The organism is Citrobacter sp. CK206 (genome assembly GCF_030333125.1).
Taxonomy (GTDB): domain Bacteria; phylum Pseudomonadota; class Gammaproteobacteria; order Enterobacterales; family Enterobacteriaceae; genus Citrobacter_B; species Citrobacter_B koseri.
Window position 1 is genome coordinate 271,813 of the sequence record NZ_JAOWGM010000026.1, and the last position, 25,504, is coordinate 297,316.

23 protein-coding genes are annotated in these 25,504 nt (G+C 57.6%); 3 read left to right on the plus strand and 20 right to left on the minus strand.

The features are described from left to right. Positions 1–17: 17 nt before the first annotated feature. The 17 genes from eutK to maeB form a co-directional block, all read right to left on the minus strand. Positions 18–515 carry an ethanolamine utilization microcompartment protein EutK gene (gene eutK / locus OGX81_RS11415; RefSeq protein ID WP_012131340.1) on the minus strand — a complete coding sequence of 166 codons (498 nt, stop codon included), beginning with the start codon at positions 513–515 and terminating at the stop codon, positions 18–20. 11 nt (positions 516–526) lie between these two features. Further along, positions 527–1,186 (minus strand): ethanolamine utilization microcompartment protein EutL, encoded by a 660-nt coding sequence (gene eutL / locus OGX81_RS11420; protein WP_047462132.1) that lies wholly within the window; start codon positions 1,184–1,186, stop codon positions 527–529. Between the two features lie 9 nt (positions 1,187–1,195). Further along, positions 1,196–2,101, minus strand: coding sequence for an ethanolamine ammonia-lyase subunit EutC (gene eutC / locus OGX81_RS11425; protein WP_012131338.1), 906 nt, complete (start codon positions 2,099–2,101; stop codon positions 1,196–1,198). Positions 2,102–2,121: 20 nt separating this feature from the next. Next, on the minus strand, positions 2,122–3,483 hold the full coding sequence (eutB, locus tag OGX81_RS11430) for an ethanolamine ammonia-lyase subunit alpha (RefSeq protein WP_012131337.1): 1,362 nt from the start codon (positions 3,481–3,483) through the stop codon (positions 2,122–2,124). Between the two features lie 11 nt (positions 3,484–3,494). Next, a complete protein-coding gene (eutA, locus tag OGX81_RS11435) occupies positions 3,495–4,898 on the minus strand; it encodes an ethanolamine ammonia-lyase reactivating factor EutA (RefSeq protein WP_047462125.1) in 1,404 nt (467 codons plus the stop codon). Next, positions 4,895–6,121 (minus strand): ethanolamine utilization protein EutH, encoded by a 1,227-nt coding sequence (eutH, locus tag OGX81_RS11440; protein WP_047462122.1) that lies wholly within the window; start codon positions 6,119–6,121, stop codon positions 4,895–4,897. Before eutH ends, eutA begins: the two co-directional genes overlap by 4 nt. Positions 6,122–6,244: 123 nt before the next feature. Continuing rightward, positions 6,245–7,432 carry an ethanolamine utilization ethanol dehydrogenase EutG gene (gene eutG, locus OGX81_RS11445; RefSeq protein WP_012131334.1) on the minus strand — a complete coding sequence of 396 codons (1,188 nt, stop codon included), beginning with the start codon at positions 7,430–7,432 and terminating at the stop codon, positions 6,245–6,247. After that, positions 7,422–8,261: an ethanolamine utilization protein EutJ gene (gene eutJ, locus OGX81_RS11450; protein WP_012131333.1), complete on the minus strand. Its 840-nt coding sequence runs from the start codon at positions 8,259–8,261 to the stop codon at positions 7,422–7,424. The genes eutG and eutJ overlap by 11 nt, the downstream gene beginning before the upstream one ends. A 36-nt stretch (positions 8,262–8,297) precedes the next feature. Continuing rightward, on the minus strand, positions 8,298–9,701 hold the full coding sequence (locus OGX81_RS11455) for an aldehyde dehydrogenase family protein (protein WP_110123746.1): 1,404 nt from the start codon (positions 9,699–9,701) through the stop codon (positions 8,298–8,300). 11 nt (positions 9,702–9,712) lie between these two features. Beyond that, positions 9,713–10,000, minus strand: coding sequence for an ethanolamine utilization microcompartment protein EutN (gene eutN, locus OGX81_RS11460; RefSeq protein WP_024130131.1), 288 nt, complete (start codon positions 9,998–10,000; stop codon positions 9,713–9,715). 144 nt (positions 10,001–10,144) lie between these two features. Next, positions 10,145–10,435 carry an ethanolamine utilization microcompartment protein EutM gene (eutM, locus tag OGX81_RS11465; RefSeq protein ID WP_000387720.1) on the minus strand — a complete coding sequence of 97 codons (291 nt, stop codon included), beginning with the start codon at positions 10,433–10,435 and terminating at the stop codon, positions 10,145–10,147. A 39-nt stretch (positions 10,436–10,474) separates the two neighbouring features. Next, entirely contained in the window at positions 10,475–11,491 is a 1,017-nt protein-coding gene (pta, locus tag OGX81_RS11470; RefSeq protein ID WP_058667856.1) for a phosphate acetyltransferase, read from the minus strand. Further along, positions 11,488–12,291: an ethanolamine utilization cob(I)yrinic acid a,c-diamide adenosyltransferase EutT gene (eutT, locus tag OGX81_RS11475; RefSeq protein WP_012131329.1), complete on the minus strand. Its 804-nt coding sequence runs from the start codon at positions 12,289–12,291 to the stop codon at positions 11,488–11,490. Before eutT ends, pta begins: the two co-directional genes overlap by 4 nt. Positions 12,292–12,300: 9 nt before the next feature. Then, a complete protein-coding gene (gene eutQ / locus OGX81_RS11480; RefSeq protein ID WP_012131328.1) occupies positions 12,301–12,990 on the minus strand; it encodes an ethanolamine utilization acetate kinase EutQ in 690 nt (229 codons plus the stop codon). Beyond that, positions 12,968–13,447, minus strand: coding sequence for an ethanolamine utilization acetate kinase EutP (gene eutP, locus OGX81_RS11485; RefSeq protein ID WP_012131327.1), 480 nt, complete (start codon positions 13,445–13,447; stop codon positions 12,968–12,970). The genes eutQ and eutP overlap by 23 nt, the downstream gene beginning before the upstream one ends. Positions 13,448–13,460: 13 nt before the next feature. After that, positions 13,461–13,796 (minus strand): ethanolamine utilization microcompartment protein EutS, encoded by a 336-nt coding sequence (eutS, locus tag OGX81_RS11490; RefSeq protein WP_012131326.1) that lies wholly within the window; start codon positions 13,794–13,796, stop codon positions 13,461–13,463. A 159-nt stretch (positions 13,797–13,955) separates the two neighbouring features. After that, entirely contained in the window at positions 13,956–16,235 is a 2,280-nt protein-coding gene (gene maeB, locus OGX81_RS11495; RefSeq protein WP_012131325.1) for an NADP-dependent oxaloacetate-decarboxylating malate dehydrogenase, read from the minus strand. A 278-nt stretch (positions 16,236–16,513) separates the two neighbouring features. Here maeB and tal point away from each other — a divergent pair, with 278 nt between their 5' ends. Together tal and tkt are read left to right on the plus strand one after the other, a co-directional pair. Continuing rightward, a complete protein-coding gene (gene tal, locus OGX81_RS11500) occupies positions 16,514–17,464 on the plus strand; it encodes a transaldolase (protein ID WP_104868368.1) in 951 nt (316 codons plus the stop codon). Between the two features lie 20 nt (positions 17,465–17,484). After that, positions 17,485–19,479 (plus strand): transketolase, encoded by a 1,995-nt coding sequence (tkt, locus tag OGX81_RS11505; protein WP_012131322.1) that lies wholly within the window; start codon positions 17,485–17,487, stop codon positions 19,477–19,479. A gap of 184 nt (positions 19,480–19,663) precedes the next feature. On the opposite strand, the gene OGX81_RS11510 is transcribed toward tkt, so the two are convergent. From OGX81_RS11510 to aegA, 3 genes are all read right to left on the minus strand, one after another. Further along, on the minus strand, positions 19,664–20,707 hold the full coding sequence (locus OGX81_RS11510) for a DUF1176 domain-containing protein (RefSeq protein ID WP_104868367.1): 1,044 nt from the start codon (positions 20,705–20,707) through the stop codon (positions 19,664–19,666). A 126-nt stretch (positions 20,708–20,833) separates the two neighbouring features. Further along, positions 20,834–21,409 carry a GDP-mannose pyrophosphatase NudK gene (gene nudK / locus OGX81_RS11515; RefSeq protein WP_104868366.1) on the minus strand — a complete coding sequence of 192 codons (576 nt, stop codon included), beginning with the start codon at positions 21,407–21,409 and terminating at the stop codon, positions 20,834–20,836. 91 nt (positions 21,410–21,500) lie between these two features. Further along, positions 21,501–23,474, minus strand: coding sequence for a formate-dependent uric acid utilization protein AegA (aegA, locus tag OGX81_RS11520; RefSeq protein WP_104868365.1), 1,974 nt, complete (start codon positions 23,472–23,474; stop codon positions 21,501–21,503). A gap of 218 nt (positions 23,475–23,692) precedes the next feature. On the opposite strand from aegA, the gene narQ reads away from it, so the two are divergent. Beyond that, positions 23,693–25,393: a nitrate/nitrite two-component system sensor histidine kinase NarQ gene (gene narQ, locus OGX81_RS11525; protein WP_104868364.1), complete on the plus strand. Its 1,701-nt coding sequence runs from the start codon at positions 23,693–23,695 to the stop codon at positions 25,391–25,393. The last annotated feature ends 111 nt before the right edge of the window (positions 25,394–25,504 follow it).

The following is a 25,504-nucleotide window of genomic DNA, read 5'->3' on the forward strand; positions in this document are numbered from 1 at the left end:
CCGGCACCTCCGACAGGTTATACTTTCTTCAGACGATAGCGACTACTGCGTTTACGCAACGCCCCGTCAGAAAAGAGTTGCTCCAGCGCATTTCTGGCGCGCTCCAGTGACCAGCCAAAATGCGCGGCCACCTCCCCTGCCGTCATTCCCTGACGTACTGATGCTAATAACGCCAACAGCGCTTCTGAGGATTCAGAGGTAACAGGCGCATCTGGCGTCTTTCCGACTTTCGTTGGCTGGCGCTTAAAGCCGCCGATCAGCCACTGGGTGTCGTCTTCCGGCCGCCCAATTTCTTTGCGGCTGATAACACGGCCCGTGCGTTGTGCTGCGGCGCTTCCGGCATCCAGCGCCGCGCGACACGCCGCCAGATCGCCCTCCACCACCAGCGTCAGCCGGCCGGGATCGAGCACTTCGTGGCTGAGCAATCGCACATTGGCGGCTTTCAGCATGGCGTCCGCCGCATCAACGGCGGCAACCATGCCATCCACTTCCAGTAATCCCAGTGCATTGATCATCGCTACCTCTCTTACGCGCGCTGGACGGGATTACGGGCAATATCCAGAACGGCATCGGTAAAGGCGTTGCAGGCGGCTTTACAGGCGGCCTGGCTCCCCGTTAAAAACGCCGCAGAGTAGTTGGTTTCTGACGGCGGCGGCACGTAGGTCACCAGCTGGACATCGGCGGATTTCATCGCCGCATCAATGCCAAACGTCGCTTCCAGCGGCGGCGCCACCAGATAGGCGATAGGATCGCCCAGCGCGATGCCTGAGGTTGATGAGAGATAAGACCCGGTACGCGAAACCACATGCGCCAGGAATGCAGTATCTTCCGCATCGTTGGCCCACTGGAACGCTGCGCCGCCTTCAATATGCGCCACCATCGCATCCAGACCCGCCCGCACTTCCGCCGGGTTCGGGCCGCCCAACATAATCAAGACTTCACCGGCCGTCGGCGACGGCCCGTGGGCCGCTCCGGCATACAGTGAACGGCCATACACCACTTCCACCATCGCCTGTTTTGTCGCTTCGTCTGCCGCAATATACGTTACGTCATCAGAGTCTGCCGTGATGAGACCGAGGCTACGTATATGTGACGGTAATTTAAGCTCACGCGCGAAACCGTCATTCACCGAGGCAATCACGCGCATTGCGGTGACCGACGGTCGAATCAAATCTAATGCTGGCATGTTGCCTCCTTAACGGGTCATATTGATGCCGGATGCTTTCTGCTCCAGCATACGTTTCGCCAAATCCACAATTACCGCTGCGGCTTCAACCGGCGGCGTGCCGCCCTGGTGAATATTCGAAATACAGGTACGATCCGCTTCAACGGTGGTTGCCACCCGTGGTGAGTAAACCGCATAGCAGGAGAGGCTTTCCGACTGACCTAAGCCAGGACGCTCGCCCACCAGCAGAATCACCACTTTCGCGCCAAGAATTTCGCCGATCTGATCTTCAATCTTCACGCGGCCATAGCGTACAAAGAACGGCGTCCCGACTTTCAGCCCCGCCTGTTTCAGGCCAGAGAGCAGCGGCGGCAGGATCTCTTCGTAGTTGGCGGTAATCGCATCCGTCGATAAACCATCGGAAATCACCACCTGGACATCCGGGCTGGCGACACACTGCGCTTTCAGCGCGTCAATGGCCTCCTGGCTCAGACGACGCCCCATATCCGGGCGGGTCAGGTAGAGGTTTTTATCGCTGATTTCCGAACGCACTTCCAGCAGCCCCTGTGCTTTCACCCACTCTTCCGGCACCTCTTTCAGAACGGTATCTTTCGAACGAGAGTGATCCGCCAGGAAGCGCAACAGCGCCAGGGTGCGCGGACGTGGGCCGGCGCGACCGGTACACACGCGCGCAGCGGTGCTGCGGCGCAGTTCGGCCAAAACATCCGCGCGATGCGGATTCTCCACGCCTACCCAGGCTTTCGCCTCAGCCGAACCTAAATCCAGCGCGCAGCTTTCCGCCGCTGAAGGCGCTGAAGGTGCGGCACATTGTTTAGCGCTACAGGCTGGCGCGGATTCTGCGGGGGCCTGCGGCTGCGACTCGCCCATTGACGCCATTACACTGCGTACAATTTCTTCAATCTGTTTTTGATCCATCGTATGTCATCCCCGCGTCATCAGAAGAACAGTGACGGATCGCCCGCCCGCTTGGTCAGGCGACCGTTTTCCATAATGCCCATCGTTTCCAGCCAGCGCTCAAACTCCGGCGACGGACGCAGGTTGAGTAACTGACGTACCGTTGCGGTATCGTGGAATGCGGTGGTCTGGTAGTTGAGCATGATGTCGTCGCCGAGCGGCATGCCCATAATGTAGTTACAGCCTGCGGTGGCGAGCAGAATCATCAGGTTTTCGTTGAGGTTCTGATCGGCGTCGGCGTGGTTGGTGTAGCAGCAGTCGCAGCCCATTGAGATGCCGCTCAGCTTGCCCATGAAGTGATCTTCCAGACCGGCACGAATAATCTGCCGGTCGTTGTAGAGATACTCCGGCCCGATAAAACCGACCACCGTATTCACCAGGAACGGATCGTAGTGCCGCGCCAGGCCGTAGTTACGCGCTTCCATCGTCACCTGGTCGGCGCCGAAGTTGGCTCCAGCCGAAAGCGCAGACCCCTGCCCGGTTTCAAAGTACAGGCAGTTTTCCCCGGCGATACGGTTGAACTCCGCGCCGACCGCACGCGCTTCATCCAGCATCGCCAGCTCCACGCCGAACTCTTTTAATCCTTTTTCGCTGCCGCAAATACTCTGGAAAATCAGCCCGCCCGGCGCGCCGCGACGAATGGCTTCAATCTGAGTGGTGACGTGCGCCAGCACGCAGCCCTGCGTCGGAATATTGAACTTGTCGATCACCCCGTACACGGTATCCAGCACGCGGCTTAAGTTTTCCACGTCGTCCGTTACCGGGTTAACGCCAATCACCGCATCGCCCGCCCCGAAAGAGAGCCCTTCATAGATTTGCGCGGCGATACTCTGTACATCGTCACGGGTATCGTTCGGCTGCAAACGGCAGCTAAAGGTGCCCGGAATACCGATGGTGGTGTTGGCCTTTTTGATCACCGGCATTTTCTTGCCACCGTAGATCAGGTCGGCGTTGGAGCAGATCTTCGCGACCGCCGCCACCACTTCCGAAGTCAGCCCTTTACGCGTAAACGCAATGTCATCGACGGACGTTTCATCACTCAGCACATATTCGCGCAGCTCACTGATGCTCCAGTTTTTAATGCGGTTATAGGCCGTTTCATTGACGTCGTCCTGAATCAGACGCGTCACGCAGTCCTCTTCATAGGAAATCACCGGGTTGTTGCGAATATCCGCCACCGACATTTCCGACAACACCTGTTTCGCGGCAACGCGCTCCTGTGAGCTTTCAGCCGCAACACCTGCCAGCACATCCCCCGAACGCAGTTCGTTGGCTTTTGCCAGCACCTCTTTTACATCCTTAAACTGATAAACATTGCCGAACAATGTGGTCTTTAGTTTCATAAGTCGTTCCCTCAGGAAGGAAATGCGAGTGATTTCACCGTCACCGGCACAACCGATCCGCCAAAAAGAGGCGTACCAATGTCGATATAGTCCCCCGCCCGGACGCTCACTTCGTCAATGACCGCCAGCGGGTGTTGCTGTAACTGTGGGCGCAATAACATGCCCAGGGCTTTGCCAAAGTCCTGCTCGGCCACCACCAGCAGGGGATGCGGATTGGGAAAACGCGCGGTAAACGCCAGCAGCGCGTCGATGACCGTGAGTAATGCCGCGTAGCGCACCGGAAGCCGGGCGGGAAGCGCCAGCACGTATGCGTCAGTGCCAGGGTCGAGATCGAGCTGAGTCAGCGCCTGTTCCCAGGCGGCCACCAGTTCGCTTTCATCTTGTGGAATCGCCACCGGCAGGTTGCGCAGCGGCAGCGCCACCCCCTCCAGCCAGATGGTGCTGCCGGACAGCGACAGCGTGTGCGCCCCCGCGCCAATCACCGTGGCGCGCACGGTTTGCGTCGGGAACTGCACGTTCATCTCACGCAGTCGCGGGTGCTCATGCAGCGCCGTCGCCAGCAGCGGGCCGACATCAGAAAAGCAGAACGGATCGGCAGGCTGATTGCGGTAGCACTCCCCGACGCCACCGGAAAGGGTGATCACCTCCGGTTTCACCCCTGCGGGCAGTAATCCGGTTTGCATCAGCGCCTGCGCCAGCGGCGAAGGCTCGCCGTCAATGATTTCGACAATCAAATCCGCCATCCGCCGCACGACCTGCGCCAGCTGTGTGGCATTGAGCGAGCGGGCGTCAGTGCCCGCGCCGAACACCGCCTCAACGATCATCTGCCCCGGTTTATGCGCATGCACCACCCGCCCCTGGCCGTCCGTTTCCAGCAATCTGCCGCCCACGTTCAGACAGGCGGAGCCGCTCACTTTTCCGGCGTCAAACAGAACATAGTTCGAAGTGCCGCCGCCGATGTCGATGTTGAGCACGCGACACAAACGCTGTTCAGATAGGGTCTGCGCCCCCGCGCCGTGCCCGGCAATCACCGATTCCAGATGCGGCCCGGCGCTGGCGACGACAAAATCGCCGAGAGACTGCGACAGCGCCATCACTGCCGGACGCGCATTGCGGGTTTTCGCGCTTTCGCCGGTAATGATGATCGCCCCGGAATCCACCGTCTCCGGCGCAATCCCCGCCGCCTGGTACTGAGCCAGAATCAGCGCCTTAAGTTCGGCCTCTTTCAATCCGCCCTGCTTATCCACAGGGGTAAAAAAGACCGGGCTTTGCCAGCTAATTTCACGTTTGATAAATTCGTAGCGCGGCACCTGCGACACTGCCGCACGGTTAACCAGCTCAAGGCGTGAGAAGATCACCTGAGTGGTGGTGGTGCCGATATCGATACCGACGCTCAGTAGCTGGCGAGTGTTCACGACTGCGCCTCCACTTCCGTTTCTGCCGGAACGTCTTCATCTTTGGGCACCAGCATCATCGCCACGCCAATCGCCGTCACGCCGCCGATCAGCTTGCCGACAATCATCGGGAAGATCATCGCGTTCATGTTGGCGGCCGCAAAGCCTAAGTGGTCGCCCAGCGCAAAGGCAGCGGAGACCGCGAAGGCGCAGTTGATCACTTTGCCGCGGGTATCCATCTGCTTCATCATGCCGAACATCGGAATATTGTTCGCCAGCGTCGCTACCATGCCGCCTGCCGCCATATTGTTGATTTTTAACAGGCCGCCAACGCGCATCAGCGGTTTTTCAAACCAGCGGGTCAGCAGAAGCACCATCGGATAGGCGCCGAGCAGAACGCAGGAGATAGAGCCGATCACTTCAATGGCGCGCATCACTTCGCCAGGCTGGTCGCCAGGGGACATGAAGATCGGGTCGAGGCCTGGGATCAGCTCCCATCCCAGCAGGAATTTAATCACCGCAGCCGCCAGACCAATGGTGATCAACGCCACCAGGAATTTAGCGAAGATCTGGAAACCGCTGATCATTTTCTCCGGGATAAATTTCAGCCCCAGCGCAACCAGCACCGCGACGATGATCACCGGGATCATGTTCATCAGGATCAGCGCGAAGGTGAACTCCACCGGTTGCCCGTTGATCTCCACGCCGGAGTACATCGCCACTAAACCACCGGCGATACAGCCAATGGGAATGGTGACAATCCCCGCCAGCACGCCCAGCGCCAGGTAGCGGCGGTCAGACGGCTCGATAATGCCGAGCGCCACCGGAATGGAGAAGACGATCGTCGGCCCCATCATCGCACCCAGGATCAGGCCGGAGTACAGCCATGCCGCCACATCGCCGCCCGCCAGTTCTTTGGCGAGGAAGAAGCCGCCCATATCGCAGGCCAGCAGCGTTCCGGCGAACATCGACGGGTTCGCGCCGAGCATTTCATACAGCGGGATAATCACCGGCCCGAGCAGCTTCGCCAGCACCGGCGCCAGGGCGGTCATACCGACCATCGCCAGCCCCAGCGCGCCCATCGCCATAAAACCTTCTTCAAACTGACCGCCCGACCCCTCAATGCTCTTACCGAATTTACCGAGAAAACGCGCCGAACCGCCAAACTGCGACAGGATCCTGTCCACGGCGGCAATCAGCATAAAGAACATCATGATGTACATGATGATTTCATTAATTCCCATAGCCCTATCTCCATTTGCCAGGTGTTTCGTAGGCCTGATAAGCGCAGCGCCATCAGGCAATAGTGCCGCGTTTTTGCCGGATGGCGGCGCGAACGCCTTATCCGGCCTACATCCTGGTATGCTTTATTGTGCCGCCGCGTACAGGTCGATAATCTGTTCCTGCGTGGCGGTTCGTGGGTTACTGCGAATACAAATATCTTCCAGCGCGCCTTGCGCCCACGCGCTGTAATGCGCGGACGTCGCGCCAACATCGGCGAGGCGTTTTGTCAGCCCGGTTTCAATAATCAGTTCGCTAACTGCGCCGATCGCGTCGCGATCGTCCGCTTTCTTGTTGAGTAACGCCCGGCCGATATGGCTGAACCGTTCGCGACACACCATGCGGTTAAATCCCATCACCGTCGGCAGCAACATACTGTTCGCCTGGCCATGCGGAATATGCAGCGTCGCGCCCGGCTGGTGCGCCATCGCATGACACAGCCCCAGCCCCGCGCTGGAAAAGGCCATCCCCGCCATGCAGGACGCCAGCAGCATGTTTTCCCGCGCCGCCATGTCGTGCCCGTTCCCCACCGCTTTCGGCAGCGACTTGCCGATCATCGCAATAGCGCCAATCGCCAGGCTGTCGGTAAACGGCGTGGCATTCAGAGCGCTATACGCCTCAACCGCATGGGTCAGCGCGTCAATCCCGGTCATCGCCGTTACGTGAGAAGGCACCCCTTCCGTCAGCGCCGCATCCAGAATGGCGACGTCCGGCATCAGCGAGGCATGCGCCAGAACCTGCTTGCGCCCGCTTACCGCATCAATAATCACCGTCACGTTGGTGGTTTCCGACCCCGTCCCCGCCGTCGTCGGCACGGCAATCAGCGGCAGACGCGGGCGCAGTACGCTCTGCGCCGTCATATCCGCCAGCGTCTGCCCTGGGTTGGTAAAGAGCAGCGCTACGGCTTTTGCCGCATCCAGCACCGAGCCGCCGCCAAACGCCACCACGCCGTCACATTTTGATTCGCGCAGCTGCGCGACCGCCGCGCAAACGTCAGTGATGGAAGGTTCTCCCACCGGGCAGGGCCAGATGCTCATCGCCACGCCTTTCATCGCCAGACTCCGTTCAAGCCCGGCGGTCATCCCTGCCTGATGCAGAAAACTGTCAACCATGACAAACAGATGCGTCAGCCCGCGCGTTTGCGCTTCCTGCCCGCAGGCGCTGAGCGCCCCCAGGCCGCACAGCGTGACGGGCGGAACGCTGAACGTTTTTATCCGTTGCAGATTCAGGGTATCGAATGCTTGAAAGAGCGCGGTCTGCAATTCACTTTGCATAGATCCCCTCCGCTTTTTCTTTCCCGCTGTTGGCAATCGCCAACGGCGTCATAAACAGGCTGTGTTCAGGTAAATGCACCCGCAGTTCCGGGAAGCGTTTACGGAATAGTTCATCCACGCCCGGTTGCATACAGGAGCCGCCCGCCAGCCACAGATCGGCTATACCTTGCCCTTCGATATGCCGGGCAACAATCTCCGCCATCTTTTCGTATACCGGTTTTACCACCGGCCAAATCTCCCGGGCGTTGCTGCGCTTGAACTGCTCAGCGTCTTCCAGTTCGATGCGGCGGTTTCCGGCCAGCGTCAGGGAAATATGGTGTCCGCCGGTCGCTTCATCAGCGGAGTAAGTCACCTTGCCCTGCTTCACAATGGCGATCCCCGTCGTACCGCCGCCGATATCCACCACGCCCGCGTTATCCAGTCGCAGCAGATCCGCCACGGCGGTCGGCTCATCCAGCACATGACTGACCTCCAGCCCGGCGGATTCCAGAACATTGATGGAGATACGCGGGTCGGTGCCTGGCGGAAATGAGGTCGCCGCGTGGGTGAACTGGCAGCCAAGCTGGCGTTCGAGCGTGTCGAGATGGCGACGCACGATGGTGACGGCGCCGAAGAAATCCCAGACGATGCCGTCACGCACGACGTCAGCCCAGTCCAGACAAACGGCGACTGGCTGCGCGTCGCGGTCGACAACCATCGACACCACATCGCACGTCCCTAAATCAATACCCAGCCACAGCGGCGAATCGCTGGCGACGGGATGCTGATTACATAGCTCAGCGGCTTTCTGGAGTCTCGGCGTCAGCCAACGTTGTTCATCGTGCGCCATCTCTTTTCTCCTTATAAACAGTCTGCGGGGCCGGTATCAGACGATGCGAAACGCATCCACCAACACGCAGCGACGCAGACGCACGAAGGTGCGCGCGCTGGTCACTCCTTCCCCGGTTGGCGTAGTAATGGTCATGGTGGTCCAGCCTTCGCCGCCCAGACCAAGCCCGGCGATGCATGGCCCATTCTTGACGAAGATGCTGGTATCAATGGCGTTTGCCATCCGGTTCATGTTGTCGATGTTGCGCGAGTGCATCGCCGCCGTATGGTGGCAACCGCCTTCCAGCGTGACCGCCAGTTTGATGGCCTCTTCTACGTTGGCGACCCGTACCACCGGCAGTACCGGCATCATCAGTTCCGTGACCGCGAACGGGTGCGTGGCAGGCGTTTCCACAAACAGCAAGCGCGTTTGCTCCGGCACCGTCAGCCCAATCGCGGCGGCGATTTTGGCGGCGTCACGCCCAACCCAGTCGCGGCTGACCGTTCCTTTGCCACGCTCGTCGATATTTTTCAGCAATACCGGCTGAAGCTGTTCGGCCTGTGCGGCGGTGAGTTTCACCGCATGCTGCCCTTCCATCAGGCGCATCAGTTCATCGGCAACGCTATCGACAACAATCAGCACCTTCTCGTCGGCGCAAATGATGTTGTTATCGAAGGATGCGCCTTTGACGATGGACTGCGCGGCGCGCGCCAGGTCAGCGGTTTCATCCACCACCACCGGCGGGTTCCCGGCACCTGCGGCAATCAGACGTTTGTTGGTGTGTTTACGCGCGGCCTCAACGACCGCTTCGCCGCCAGTCACCACCAGCAGACCGATACCGGGATATTTAAAGAGGCGCTGGGCGGTTTCGATATCCGGGTTCGCAACGGTCACCAGCAGGTTAGCCGGGCCGCCTGCGGCAACAACCGCCTGGTTAAGCAGCGTAATGGCGCGCTGAGAAACCTTTTTCGCCGCCGGATGCGGCGCAAAGACCACGCTGTTGCCTGCGGCAATCAGGCTGATGGCATTGTTAATCACGGTTGCCGCCGGATTGGTGGACGGCGTGACCGACGCCACAACCCCCCACGGCGCATTTTCAATTAAGGTCAGACCGTTATCGCCGGTCAGTACCTGCGGCGAGAGGCATTCCACGCCCGGCGTACCGCGCGCCTGCGCCACGTTTTTCGCTAATTTATCTTCGACGCGTCCCATGCCGGTTTCTGACACGGCAAGTTCCGCCAGTTCTCTGGCGTGCTTTTCACCCGCCTCACGTATCGCATGAATAGCGAGCTGGCGCATGGCCACGCTCTTCAGCCCCTGCTGAGCCACTTTCGCTGCGGCAACGGCGTCATCCAGGGAGGCAAAGACGCCCATTTCATGAACGGCGGCGGCAGGTTGACTGCTGTCTTTCATTTTCAGCAATACCGCTTTTACCACCTGTTCAATATCCTGTTGATTCATGATGTTCAGTCCTATTTATGGAAAACGACTTTCCCGCCAGCCACCACTTCATCGACAATACCAATCACGCACAGATCGACAGGTGAGGATTCGCTCCGATGCGCCTGGCGGGCAGAACTGCCGCTAACCAGCAGCACCCACTCCCCGGTTCCCGCCCCAATGCTGTCGATTGCAACGGCGCACTGCCCGTCGGGATTCCCTTCGGCATCAATCATTTTCACCATCAGCAATTTGTCATGCGCGAGTCCTTCATGGCGCACCGTACAAACAATTTGTCCTGTGACAACTGCCAGCTTCATACCCGCCTCCATGTGTTGTGTGTTGCGTGCCGAAACTGTAGGCCGGATAAGCGAGGCGCCATCCGGCATCGATGCCATCTCATTGCCGGATGGCGACGCGTTCGCGTCTTCTCCGGCCTACACGATCAGACGTAGCCATCCAGCTTAGATATTGCTGTCACCTTTGAAGCTGATCGGGAACACCTCTTCCAGATCGCCGTGCGGGCGCGGAATGACGTGTACGGAAACCAGTTCGCCAATGCGCTGCGCCGCTGCGGCGCCGGCATCAGTAGCGGCTTTGCACGCTGCCACATCGCCACGCACCATCGCGGTGACCAGACCGCCGCCAATCTGCTTCACGCCAACCAGTTTCACGCGTGCTGCTTTAACCATCGCATCAGAGGCCTCAATCAATGCAACCAGGCCCCGGGTTTCAATCATTCCTAATGCTTCCATTGTGTTTTCCTCTTCGGTAAGGGGGTCCAGACGGGACCTTTATACAACCAGTGTTTGCGAGTCGAGTTCACGACTCACGTCAGTCTGGCGCGGCACTGCTGCCACCAACGCCAGTTCGATAATTTCCTGTACGCTACAGCCTCGGGAGAGATCGTGAAGCGGTGCGGCAAGCCCCTGAATCAGCGGCCCAACGGCGCGATATCCTCCCAGACGCTGGGCGATTTTGTAGCCAATGTTGCCCGCTTCCAGTGACGGAAAGACCATCACATTGGCTTTGCCCTGTAACGGACTGGCGGGCGCTTTTTGCGCGGCGACGTCCGGGACGAAAGCGGCGTCAAACTGCAACTCGCCGTCAACAATCAAATCCGGCGCGCGCTCACGAACGATCTCTGTCGCCTGCTGCACATTGGCGACATTGGGGTGACGCGCGCTGCCATGACTGGAGAACGACAGCATGGCGACCCGAGGCTCCTCTCCGGTAATGGTTCGCCAGGTCTGCGCGCTGGCGATGGCGATATCCGCCAGTTGCGCTGCCGTGGGTTGCGGCACCACGCTGCAATCGGCGAATCCCAGCGCCTGCCCGGTGTACTGCGGCAGCATCAGGAAGATCGACGACAGCGTTTTGCAGCCCGGCTGCAAACCGATCAGGCGTAGCCCTGCCCGTAGCACGTTCGCTGTCGAAGAGAGGTTGCCGGCAATGCACACATCGGCATGACCGGCGCTCACCATCGCGGCGGCGAACATCAGCGGGTCGTTCAGTTTTTCCAGCGCATCCGGCGGTGTTTTCTCTCCCGCCCGCGCCAGCCAGCGCCCGGCGAACACCTCGCGCATAGACAGATTGCTCTGTGGGTCAATCACCTGAATGCCATCCATCGCGATACGGTGAGTGAGCGCAAACTGGCGTAGCGCAAACGGGCTGGTGACAAGAACCGGTCGCGCCAGACCATGCCGTTGCAGATAGTGCGCCGCCTTCAGGACACGGACATCCAGCGCATCCGGGAAGACCACCCTGGCGGGCGCGCGTAAGGCCTGTTCGCGGCAACGTTCAATGATCATTGCTCCCCTCCCAGTCGCTGTTGAATCTGGCTGACGGTGAGCGGATGCTTCGTCACGCACAAAATCATCATCACGTAGACCGTACTGGAGAGGCGGTTCAACGCCTGTAGAAGATCCGGGCGCAGCACGTCAAAATTGCGGGTGATAAAGACCTGAGCGGCCACGACTTCTGTTTCACGTACTTTGGTACGCAGCAGATTCAGCAGCGCGGCATCGCGGCCGTGGCTGGCTTCCGGCACCAGATGATCGTGATCGAGATAGCGCAGCGGCTGATGGGACAGACGATGCAATTCGTCTTCGTTTAGCCCCACAATGGCCTGCGCGGCCAGCGGTTCATCCATCGCATCAGCACGCATGATGTTGCCCAGGCGGGAACGAATGTCAGCAAGCCAGGGTTGCCACTGCTCCGGCAACTCAATTTGCAGCCACACCACCAGCGCGATGGTGCTGTCCAGCGCGGCGCGAAATCCCAGGCGCGGATCGCTTTTCGCAACCATTTTGTCGGCGGTCAGGTGGGTCAGCGTATCGGGCTTTTTCGCCACCGGCTGGCGACACAGTTCGCAGCACGCCTTAGGGTGCGTATCGCTGCTGGTCAAACCGTGCACCGGCTGTAATTGCTGCTCATCGTCATCGACAAAAAGACGGCCTTGCTCATCCAGAAACTTGATGCGCAAATGGCGGCTTTCCAGCAATTCCCGGGCAGATGGCGTCAGGCGAGCGTCAGCGGGAAGATGGATCTCCGCCCCTTCGCTAAGCGTATGATTCGCTCTGAGCCATGCTTCGGTAATGAAATCCTTCATACATCCGCCTTAGCAGGACTGCCAGTTCGCAGGCCAGGCAACGTATAAGAAGCGCACGGTCGACGGTGTGCCAAACTCAATGCTGGAGCCTTTCGGGATAAACATCACGTCCCCGGCTTTCGCGATCATGGTTTCGCCTTCATGACGCACATGCAGTTCGCCCTCCAGTACCATATCGATCTCGTCGTAGTTCAGCGTCCACGGGAAAAAGGCGTTATCCCACTGCATGAACCCGGCGGCCATGCTGCTGCCGTCCTTGTCGGTGACCAAATCCGTTAAGCCGACACAGTGGGGCTGCGCGCCGTCGAAGCGACCAAACTTCACGCTGCTGCCGTCGATCACTTTTACGCCGCCCTTGCCGGTGACCGACTTAAAGCCCGGCTGCATGTCAGCCTGCTCCAGCGACTGTTTTTCCTTCATCACTTTGTCCATCAGCTGCGCGACCAAGCTTTCGGTAAACTGCCCTTCCGGCAGTTGTGCGATGATGGTTTCACGAATGCGCTGACTTTCGGTTTTCGCGTCTTCCACCGGCGCGACAGCCGGTGCCGATTCGTCGCATTCCACGATCGTGAAGTCCAGCAGTTCCGCAACTTCGCGGGCTTCCGGGGTAATGATGCTGGCGCGCAGAACAACCGACATTTCCTGTTCGCCGCGTGCGTGAGCCGCACGAATATCGTTAGCTGTGATGAGTTTCTTCACCTGCGCCTTCCTCCTGTTCGGTGAGTGCTGCCAGATAATCCACCAGGTGCTGCACACTTTGCGGGTCATGGCTGTTGAGCTCGAAAATCGGCTCCTGAAATCCCAACCCGCTCAGTAGCTGTCGCGCGGCGGCGACGTCGGCATCCGGCATGTCCGTTTTGCTGATGACGGCGATGTGTCGTTTACTGGCGCCAATATCCAATAACCCGGCGGGTAAGCGACTTTCGCGGTCATTTGCCGCATGTACATAAATCAGCGTATCCACATCCTGTAGCGTGGTAATTAAGGCGTGATACCAGCGAGGATGGCTAAAATATTCTCCCGGCGTATCGATATCGCCGTTGTCATTAAATTCCACGGCTTGTGTTTTTCGGGCGAGGGAATAATTTCCCTGCAAGGCGTTAAAAAGCGTTGTTTTCCCCGCGCCAACGGTGCCGACAAACGCAATACGTTTCATTACCGCCCCCCAATTAACTTTTTGTTAATTCGCACAACGTGAAATTTAATAAGCGTCCCAGCCCGCTGACCGTTTGCAATAAGGCTTCCTCGACGGCGCCAACGGAGCCATAAATCACCAGCGCGCCGCTGAATCTATCGAGAAAACCGATATGAACATCGGCGGCTTTCATGGCTAAATCGCCCGCGATCATCGCCGTTTCCCCTGGCGTTAGCGTCATGATGCCGATGGCGCCCGCTTCGGGAACGCCGATCTTTTTCGCCAGTTCTTCACCCGGGTGGGCAATCAGATGCGCCAGCGTGACCTGTTTCCCCGGCACAAATTCCTGAATAATGCGTTCTTTATCCATTGCTCACCGCCTCCGCTGAAACTGACCTCATCGTGGCAATTTTTTGTCAGAGTAAATAACAAAATTCGGCAAGCAGATTTAAAAGGTGAAGTAGATCACTAAGAAAGGAGGAAATAAAAAAGCGCGGGGAACCCCGCGCCGGAATGAATTAAAGTGAAATTACAGTGGCTGCGTTTGCGCTTCGACCACCGCCAGCGCCACCATATTAACGATACGGCGAACAGAAGCGATCGGCGTTAATACATGCACCGGTTTGGCAACGCCCATCAATACCGGCCCTACCGTCACGCCTTCCGAGCTGGAGACACGCAGTAAGTTGTAACTAATACGCGCGGCCTCCACGTTAGGCATAATTAAAATATTCGCCGCCCCTTTCAGCGGGCTGTCCGGCATCCTGTCGTTGCGAATACTTTCAACCAGCGCGGCATCACCGTGCATTTCGCCGTCGATCATCAGCTCAGGCGCGCGCTCGCGTACTAACTCCAGCGTCTGACGCATTTTGCAAGCAGCGACAGACTTAGACGAACCAAAGTTGGAATGCGACAACAGCGCCACCTTCGGCTCAATACCAAAGCGGCGCACCGTTTCCGCAGCCATTAACGTAATTTCCGCCAGTTGCTCCGGCGTCGGATCGTCATTGACATAGGTGTCGGCGATAAAGGTGTTGCCGCTCGGCAACAGCAAGGCGTTCATCGCCCCCGCCGCGTGGACGCCCTCACGGTAGCCAAACAGTTCCTGCACCACGCTGAAGTGTTCGTGGTATTCGCCGATGGTGCCGCAGATCATCGCATCCGCTTCACCGCGCAGAACCATGATCGCGCCAATCACCGTGGTATTGCTGATCACCGCCCGCTGCGCCTGTTCCTGCGTCACGCCACGGCGTTTCATGATCTTATAGTATTCACCCCAGTACTCTTTGAAGCGCGGATCGGATTCATTATTAACGATCTCGAAATCCACACCCGATTTGATCTGTAGCCCCAGCTTCTGAATGCGCATTTCGATCACGCTCGGACGACCAATCAGGATCGGTTTCGCCAGACCTAACGTAATCAGCTCCTGCGTCGCATGCAGGACACGCGCCTCTTCCCCTTCCGCCAGCACCACGCGCTTCGGCGCTTTACGGGCCAGAGAGAAGATTGGCTTCATGAACAGATTGGTTTTGTAGACAAATTCGGTCAGCTTATCGATGTAGGCATCGAAATCAGCGATCGGCCGCGTTGCCACGCCGGAGTCCATCGCCGCTTTCGCCACGGCAGGCGCAATCTTCACAATCAGGCGCGGGTCGAACGGTTTTGGAATGATGTATTCCGGGCCGAAGCTCAAGTCCTGATCGCCATAGGCGGAAGCGACCACTTCACTTTGTTCGGCGTGCGCCAGTTCGGCAATGGCGTGTACCGCCGCCAGTTTCATCTCTTCGTTGATCGCGGTTGCGCCGACATCCAGCGCGCCACGGAAGATGAACGGGAAGCAGAGCACGTTGTTGACCTGGTTCGGATAGTCGGAACGTCCGGTACAGATGATGGCGTCTGAACGCACTTCTTTCGCCAGCGGCGGCAGAATTTCCGGCTCCGGGTTCGCCAGCGCCAGGATCATCGGCGCACGCGCCATTTTTTTCACCATCTCCTGGGTCAGCACTTTCGGGCCGGAGCAGCCCAGGAAAATGTCCGCCCCGTCGATCACGTCATCCAGCGTGCGTTTGCCGTCATCCACCACCGCATAGGCCGCTTTGGTCTCCACCATGTTGGGTTCGCGATCTTTATAGATAACGCCTTTCGAGTCACAGACCACGATATTGTGTTTCTGCATCCCCAACGCCACCAGCAGGTTCATACAGGCGATTGCCGCCGCCCCTGCCCCGGAAACCACCATCCGCACGTCAGAGATATTTTTTTCCACCACGCGCAGGCCGTTAAGAATAGCGGCGGTGCTGATAATCGCCGTTCCGTGCTGGTCATCATGGAATACCGGAATATTCATGCGCTCACGCAGTTTCTGCTCGATATAGAAACATTCAGGCGCTTTAATATCTTCGAGGTTAATCCCGCCGAACGTCGGCTCCAGCGCGGCAACGACATCAATGAATTTATCCGGGTTATGTTCATCGACTTCAATATCAAACACGTCGATGCCCGCGAATTTCTTAAACAGAACGCCCTTACCTTCCATTACCGGTTTACCGGCCAGCGCGCCGATGTTGCCCAGGCCGAGCACCGCCGTTCCGTTAGAGACCACCGCGACCAGATTGCCGCGAGCGGTGTATTTGTAAGCCGCCAGCGGGTCTTTTTCAATTTCAAGACACGGCGCCGCTACGCCTGGCGAATAGGCCAGCGCCAGATCGCGCTGTGTGGCAAGGGGCTTGGTCGGGGAAACCTGGATTTTACCTGGAACGGGAAATTCGTGGAAATCGAGGGCGCTTTGTTTTAATTGGTCATCCATCTTGTTGTTCCTTTCACGTATCGATCAAAAAAGTGGCGCGGGTAACCTCTGGTGCGCCGCACATTATCACCTCCCTGCGCGGCATAAACTTTGAAGGTAGCCATACTCTCACTACTCAAAGAAAGAATTTGTTATCAATTTATAGCATCCATGTTACCCGCTTAAACCCGCATTACCATGCCTGTCTGCTATGCTTTTTTGTTGTGTACTGCATGAATTTCTCAGAAGTGTGAATCAACGCACTCACCTAACGCTTTACTTTTCAAGGAGTATTTCCTATGAACCAGTTAGACGGCATCAAACAATTCACCACTGTCGTGGCAGACAGCGGCGATATCGAATCCATTCGCCATTATCAGCCTCAGGACGCCACCACCAATCCCTCACTGCTGCTAAAAGCGGCTGGCCTTGCGCAATACAGCCATTTGATTGATGACGCGATCGCCTGGGGCAAGAAACGCGGTAAAACCCAGGAGCAGCAGGTCGCCGAGGCCAGCGATAAACTGGCCGTCAATTTCGGTGCGGAAATTCTGAAAATCGTCCCCGGACGGGTCTCTACGGAAGTGGACGCGCGCTTATCCTTCGATAAAGAAAAAAGTATGCAGAAGGCCCGCCACCTGGTTGACCTCTACCAGCAGCAGGGCGTGGAAAAATCGCGCATTTTAATTAAGCTCGCGTCAACCTGGGAAGGGATACGGGCGGCGGAAGAGCTGGAGAAAGAAGGCATCAACTGTAACCTGACGCTGCTGTTCTCTTTTGCACAGGCGCGCGCCTGCGCGGAAGCGGGCGTTTTTCTGGTTTCGCCGTTCGTCGGGCGTATCTATGACTGGTATCAGGCGCACAGCCCGATGGACCCCTACGTCGTGGAAGAAGATCCGGGGGTGAAATCGGTACGTAATATCTATGACTACTTCAAACGTCACCGCTACGAAACCATCGTCATGGGGGCCAGTTTCCGTCGCACCGAGCAAATCCTGGCGCTGACAGGCTGCGATCGCCTGACCATTTCTCCCAACCTACTGAAAGCGCTACAAGAAAAAGAAGAGCCGGTGATCCGCAAACTGGTGCCGTCATCGCAGACGTTCCATCGCCCAACCCCGATGACCGAAGCGGAATTCCGCTGGGAACATAATCAGGACGCGATGGCCGTTGAGAAACTGTCGGAAGGTATCCGCCTGTTCGCCGTTGACCAACGCAAACTGGAAGACCTGCTCGCCGCCAAACTGTAAACCTTGCCACGGAGTGATTTATGTCCCGAAAAGACCTTGCCAATGCCATTCGTGCGCTCAGTATGGATGCCGTACAAAAAGCCAATTCCGGTCATCCCGGCGCGCCGATGGGCATGGCGGATATTGCTGAAGTGCTGTGGAATGATTTTCTCCGCCACAACCCGACCGACCCCACCTGGTATGACCGCGATCGCTTTATTCTTTCCAACGGCCACGCGTCAATGCTGCTCTACAGCCTGCTGCACCTGACCGGCTACGATCTGCCAATCGAGGAGCTGAAAAACTTCCGTCAGCTCCATTCAAAAACGCCGGGACACCCGGAAATCGGCTATACGCCAGGCGTTGAAACCACCACCGGGCCATTAGGTCAGGGACTGGCGAATGCCGTCGGTCTGGCGATTGCCGAACGCACGCTGGCCGCGCAGTTTAATCAGCCCGATCATGACATCGTCGATCACTACACGTATGTCTTTATGGGCGATGGCTGCCTGATGGAGGGGATTTCGCACGAAGTCTGCTCGCTGGCGGGTACGCTGGGGCTGGGCAAGCTAATCGGCTTCTACGATCACAACGGCATCTCAATTGATGGCGAAACCGAAGGCTGGTTTACCGACGATACCGCCAAACGGTTCGAAGCGTATCACTGGCATGTAGTGCATGAGATCGACGGGCACGATCCCGAAGCCGTGAAGAAAGCGATTCTTGAAGCGCAGAGTGTGAAAGACAAACCGTCGTTGATTATTTGCCGGACGGTAATCGGCTTCGGCTCACCGAATAAAGCCGGGAAAGAAGAGTCTCACGGCGCGGCGCTGGGAGAAGAAGAGGTGGCGCTGACCCGCCAGAAACTGGGCTGGCATCACCCTGCTTTTGAGATCCCGAAAGAGATTTACCGTGCCTGGGATGCGCGTGAAAAAGGGGAAAAAGCGCAGCAGGCATGGCAGGAGAAGTTCGCGGCGTATCAGAAAGCGTATCCCGATCTGGCAAGAGCGTTTACCCGACGAATGCGCGGCGAGTTGCCAGAGTCCTGGGAAACCACGACGCGAAAATACATTGCTGAATTGCAGGCCAACCCGGCCAAAATCGCCACCCGCAAGGCATCGCAAAATACGCTGAACGCCTACGGCCCAATACTGCCGGAACTGCTCGGCGGCTCGGCGGATCTCGCGCCCAGTAACCTGACTATCTGGAAAGGTTCGACGTCGCTGAAAGAAGATCCGGCCGGGAATTACATTCACTACGGCGTACGCGAATTTGGTATGACGGCCATTGCCAACGGCATTGCCCACCACGGCGGATTTGTGCCTTACACCGCGACCTTTCTGATGTTTGTGGAATACGCCCGTAACGCGGCGCGAATGGCGGCGTTGATGAAAGCCCGGCAGATCATGGTTTATACCCACGACTCCATCGGGCTGGGTGAAGATGGGCCGACGCACCAGGCCGTGGAGCAACTGGCCAGCCTGCGTCTGACGCCGAATTTCAGCACCTGGCGTCCGTGCGATCAGGTTGAGGCGGCAGTCGGCTGGAAGCTGGCGGTTGAGCGCCATACCGGCCCGACGGCGCTGATTCTCTCAAGGCAGAATCTGGCGCAGGTGGAGCGTACCCCGGAGCAGGTGAAGGAGATCGCCCGTGGTGGTTATGTGCTGAAAGACAGCGGCGGTAAGCCGGATGTGATCCTGATTGCCACCGGGTCTGAAATGGAAATCACCCTGCTGGCGGCAGAAAAGCTGACCGGAGAAGGTCATAACGTCCGGGTGGTGTCCCTGCCTTCGACGGATATTTTTGATGCTCAGGATGAGGCGTATCGTGAATCGGTGCTGCCGTCGAACGTTGCCGCTCGCGTGGCGATTGAGGCAGGCATTGCCGACTACTGGTACAAATATGTCGGGCTGAAAGGCGCGATTGTCGGGATGACGGGATATGGCGAATCGGCCCCGGCCGAAAAACTGTTCCCTTATTTCGGCTTTACGGTCGAGAATATCGTCGAAAAAGCGCATAAGGTGCTTAAAGCGTAAAAATGGATGAGAGTGTCGGAAGCCGGATGGCGACGCGATGCGTCTTATCCGGCCTACAAAATGGCCCGTAGGCCCGGTAAGCGTTAGCGCCACCGGGCGCTCTGCCGGATGACGACGCGATGCGTCTTATCCGGCCGACAAAACAGTCCGTAGGCCCGGTAAGCGTTAGCGCCGCCGGGCGCCCCTAACGTGTGATCCACAACGTGGGCCAGGCATCTGGCCCATGCCAGTTATCGCAGCTTGGCTCTTCGGCATAACGCACCAGACGAAAACGCTGGCCGTCAAAACGCCAGCGCGTCTGGATACCGCAATCGGCCAACCCACGCCCTTTTGCCAGCGTGATTAATTCCCGGGATTTCTCGTCAAAAACCGCGTTCATCAGCTCCATATCATTGCTTTCAGCCCCGGAGTTAAAGGGCAAACGCAACCGTACGGCGCGGGAAGCGAATGGTTTTTTGCGTGAGACAATCCACGCGAGATCGACCGTATTATAGGCTCCGGCTTCGCAACCGGTCATCAGCAGGGCTTTGTCATCGGTCAGGGCCGCGACGCGCACTTCCCGGCGCATCGGGTCAAGCGAGCAGTGAATACCGCTCATCCGCCAGTTACCGTAATCCAGCAGATCGTTGCGTTCATCATAAGAGAGCGGCGTCGGCGTTGGGTTGACGATAGCCACGCCTTTCAGCGCTGGCGCGGGCGGCACGCTGAGCGGTGGATCATTCCCTTTATCAATCCACGCCGTTTCGCTGCCAACGCGTTTTTGCTGTGCGTCGATAAACAACAGCGCAGCTTTAAGCCCCACCAGAGAAATCGTCTGTTTTCCCTTTTTCAGGGTAATCGCCTGGGCTTCCTGAATGGTCTGTAAAAACGCAGCAATGGTGGCGGTGTCGTCCGTCATCAGATGCCAGGGCGTAATGCGCCATTGCCCGGCATTTAGCGGCAGCGGTTTTTCATCCAGCAGCAGACGCGGCGCAATCTCCGCCTCTTTCGCACCGGGTGAGGTCAGCCCCCCCAAATCAATGCGAAGTACCGCATCGGTATGCGCCCCGGCGCTGCGGCTTAAGGTCATCACCAGCCCGTGATGTTCGCCGGTATTACGCGCCACGCAAAAATTCTGATTGTTACAGGTGACCTGCCAGTCAGAAAAAGTCTGCTGCGCTGGCGCCGCCCACGTCAGCGACGTCGGCAGCAGACCGAGCAGGAAAACGAAAATAACGCGATTGCGCATGGACGGTACAACCCCAGAAGAAAAACGAAACGGCTTTAGGCGGTATCTTCCTTGCGCGACTCCTGTGGCTCAATCAGATTTGTCGGATAGCGACATCATTATGTAAAGAAATATAAACCTTATTTATCAACCAATTAGCGAGGAAGAATGCAAATAATTGAGCAATAACACGGTCTTACCGTCTCGTATCTCGCCGGTTTTGATCATCGCCAGCGCCTGTGTCAATGGCAGTTCCAGTACCTCAATATCTTCATCTTCCACACCGCCGCCTGCGTTTGCCCGCTGGCTGTCGCTGTATTCTGCAATGAAGAAGTGAATCAGTTCCGTCACGCCGCCAGGCGACATGTATAACTCAAACAGTTTACGCACCTCACCCACTTCATAGCCGGTCTCTTCAATCGCTTCTTTGCGAATGCACGCTTCCGGCTCGTCGTTATCCAGCAGCCCGGCGCAGGTTTCTATCAACTGGCCGCTTTCATTGCCGTTCACCCAGGTGGCAACGCGAAACTGGCGGATGAGCACCACGGTCTGTTTTTCGCGGTTATACAGCAGGATCGTTGCGCCATTGCCGCGATCGTAAACCTCGCGCTTATGGCGAATCACATCGCCATTTTTACGGGTCAGATCGTAGGTAATATTGCGCAGGATGAAGTAGTTATCAGAGAGAACTTTGTCTTTGATGAGAGTAATTTTTTGCGACATACCGGCTCCACAGCGTAAGAAGACAGGTAATCTTACGCCGCAAGGTCGGTTTTGTCTGCGCGCTATCATGCTGCTCGCGCCGAATGGAGACTTATCCGGTTTGCATGATCCCCAGCCACTGAATAATCCCCTGCGCGGCGTGACGCCCTTCCGCCATCGCCGTCACCACCAGATCGGCGCCGCGCACGGCGTCACCGCCCGCGAAGATTTTAGGATTACTGGTCTGGTAACGGAACGCGCTTTCGACATTTGCCGCAATGCGCCCCCAGTCGTCCACTTTCACACCGTGCGCCTCCAGCCACGGCATACCATGCGGATGAAAACCAAACGCCATAATTACCGCATCAGCGGGCATGACAAACTCGCTGCCCGCGATGGGCATCGGGCGGCGACGCCCCTGCGCATCGGGTTCGCCAAGCTGAGTACGTAAAAAACGCACGCCGCTGACGCAACCGTCGGCATTCAGCACCAGCTCAACCGGCTGTACGTTAAATTCAAAGTTCGCCCCCTCTTCCCGCGCGTTTTTTACCTCTTTTTTCGACCCCGGCATATTTGCCTCGTCGCGACGATATGCGCAGGTCACCTGGCTTGCGCCATGACGCAGCGCGGTACGCACGCAGTCCATCGCGGTATCGCCGCCGCCCAGCACCACAACATTAAGCCCGGCGGTGTCGATAAAAGGTTCGTCAGGCAATTCATCCAGCCCCATAACCTGTTTCGTGTTGGCAATCAGGAACGGCAGCGCATCATATACGCCCGGCGCATCTTCGTTTGGCAGGTCGGCTTTCATGGAACGGTATGTGCCGACGCCGACAAAAACCGCATCGTACTCATCCAGCAGCGACGCCAGCCTGACGTCTTTGCCGACTTCGCAGTTCAGTTCAAAATGAATTCCCATCGCGCTGAAGATTTCGCGACGGCGCGCCAGCAGTGATTTATCCAGCTTAAAAGAGGGAATGCCAAAGGTCAGCAGGCCGCCAATTTCAGGGTGGCGATCGAACACGGTCGTGCTCACGCCATGACGCGCCAGCACATCTGCGCAGGCCAGCCCGGCCGGACCCGCGCCAATAATCGCCACGCGTTTATCCTGCTGCTGCACGCCGCTCAGGTCTGGCCGCCAGCCTTTGTCCAGCGCCCGGTCGGAAATGTAGCGTTCAATATTGCCGATCGTCACCGCGCCATACTCATCGCGCACCGTACAGGCGCCTTCGCACAGCCTGTCCTGCGGGCATACGCGCCCGGTAATTTCCGGCAGGCAGTTAGTCTGGTGCGACAGCGCCACCGCATCGTCAATGTTTCCCGCTTTTACCAGCTCAATCCACTGCGGAATATGGTTGTGCAGCGGACACGTCCACTCGCAGATACTGTGTTCACCGCACTTCAGGCAACGGGCCGCTTCGCGTTCAGCCTGCGCGGTACGAAACGGCAGGTAGATTTCATCAAAGCTGGTTTTTCGCGCGTCAATCGCCAGCTTATCCGGCTCGCCGCGTGGGGGCGTCGCCCGCATCTGTTCGACTTTATTGAGCGCACCAGGAGTGACTCCCGTCGCACAGGCATGCCAGGGCTGATTTTCCTGACGCGCGGTGCGCAGACGCCGCGCTTTCGACAGCCGGGTCAGCGACGCTTCCGTTACCAATTGCAACGCATCTGCCGGGCAGTTTTCAACACAGGCCGGGCCGCCTTCGCGATCCAGACACAAATCGCATTTGTGCGCCGTGGCTTTGACCTGATCCTGGCCTGTTGGCGTGAGGATTATCTGCATTGTGCCGAAGGGACAGGCAACCACGCAGGATTTACAGCCGATACATTTTTGCTGGTTGACCTGAACGCTGTCTTTGACATGACGGATTGCGCCATTTGGGCAACTCCTGGCACAAGGCGCATCCTCGCAGTGGTGGCAGGTTACCGCGCTGCGCTGATGCTGATGTTTGATCACCGTAATTCGGGGCTGAAAATGCCGCTGGTGCAGTACGTGTTGCTCATCATTGTGGGCCATTACGCAAGCGACCTCACAGGCATGGCATCCCAGGCACTGTTGGCTATTGGCCATAATAAAACGATTCATGGCGTCCTTCTGTTTTGGTGGCAAAAACCTTATTCTTTATATGAATGTTATTAACCGACGCCGAAGGGGTCGGCAATGTTCATTTGCCCAGGACGCACAACTATTTATCCAGAACCTGTGGCAGATCAATTTATTTCATCGCTGGTGAAATTGCGTTTCAGTTACACTTGCCAATATTTATCCGTTCACTGTGAGCATATTTTTCGGGGATTACGCGCGTGGTCGTCAAACGCCCTGTCTCGGCCAGCCTGGCCCGGGCCTTTTTTTACATTGTGCTGCTGTCGATTCTCTCAACCGGTATCGCCCTGCTGACGCTGGCGAGCAGTTTGCGGGATGCCGAGGCCATTAACGTGGCCGGTTCACTGCGTATGCAGAGCTACCGGCTGGGTTACGATCTGCAAAGCGGCAGTCCGCAATTGAACGCGCACCGTCAGCTTTTTCAGCAAGCGCTCAACTCTCCCGCGTTAAGTAACCTGAACGCCTGGTACGTCCCGCAGACGGTTAAAAGCCGTTATGGGCAACTGCATGCGAACTGGCTGGAGATGAACACGAGACTGGTGGATGCGGATATAAAGTGGTATCGCGCCAATATTAATAACTATGTCGATCAGATTGATCTCTTCGTTCTGGCGCTGCAACACTATGCCGAGCGTAAGGTGATGCTGGTGGTCGGCATATCGCTGGCGGGCGGTATCGGGATCTTCACGCTGGTCTTTTTCACCCTGCGGCGTATTCGCCAGCAGGTAGTCCAGCCGCTTAACCAACTGGTCGCCGCCAGCCAGCACATTGAACATGGTCAGTTCGACATCCCGCCGCTGAATACCCACTTGCCGAATGAGCTGGGGCTGCTGGCCAAAACGTTTAGCCAGATGTCGAGCGAGTTGCATAAGCTGTACCGCTCTCTCGAGGCTTCGGTAGAAGAAAAAACCCACGATCTGCACGAAGCCAACCGCCGTCTGGAAGTGCTGTACCAGTGCTCACAGGCGCTCAATACCAGCCAAATCGACGTTCACTGTTTCCGCCATATTTTACAGATCGTCCGCGAACATGACGCCGCTTACTATCTGGAATTAACCGTGGGCGATAACTGGCGGATCAGCGAAGGAGCGGAAAGCGCTGATTTGCCCATGCAGATTCTGCCGGTCACGATGCAGGAAACGGTCTACGGCGAACTGCACTGGCAAAGCCCCAACGTCAGCGCCTCCACCCCGCTGCTGCACAGCGTATCGACCATGCTGGGGCGCGGTTTGTACTTTAATCAGGCGCAAAAACATTTCCAGCAACTGCTGCTGATGGAAGAACGCGCGACTATCGCCCGCGAGCTGCATGACTCACTGGCGCAGGTGCTCTCCTATTTGCGCATTCAGTTGACGCTGCTGAAGCGCTCAATTCCAGAAGATAATCTCCCCGCGCAAAGCATCATGGCGGATTTCTCCCGGGCGCTGAACGACGCTTATCGTCAGTTGCGCGAGCTGCTGACCACCTTCCGCCTGACGTTACAGCAGGCCGACTTACCTTCTGCGCTGCATGAAATGCTGGATACCCTGCAAAGCCAGACCTCCGCGAAACTGACGCTGGATTGCCGTTTACCGACGCTGGCGCTGGATGCGCAAATGCAGGTGCACCTGTTACAAATCGTTCGCGAGGCGGTGCTGAATGCGATTAAACACGCCAGCGCCACGGAGATCGCCGTTAGCTGCGTCACCGCCCCCGATGGCAACCATACGGTCTATATTCGGGATAACGGCGTTGGCATTGGCGAACCGAACGAACCAACGGGACACTACGGTCTGAACATTATGCGCGAGCGTGCGGAAAGACTTAGCGGCACGCTGAATTTCTCGCAACCGTCAGGGGGCGGGACGCTGGTCAGCATCAGTTTTCGCTCATCGGAAGATGAAGAGGGTCAATTAGCGTAAAGAACGGCAAAGCACCGCACGGCGGGAATACAGACAGGGCGGCACTGGCACAAAATGTATGCTGTAAACGTGCATGATAATTTACATTATCTTCTTTTTTTCTCCACGTTT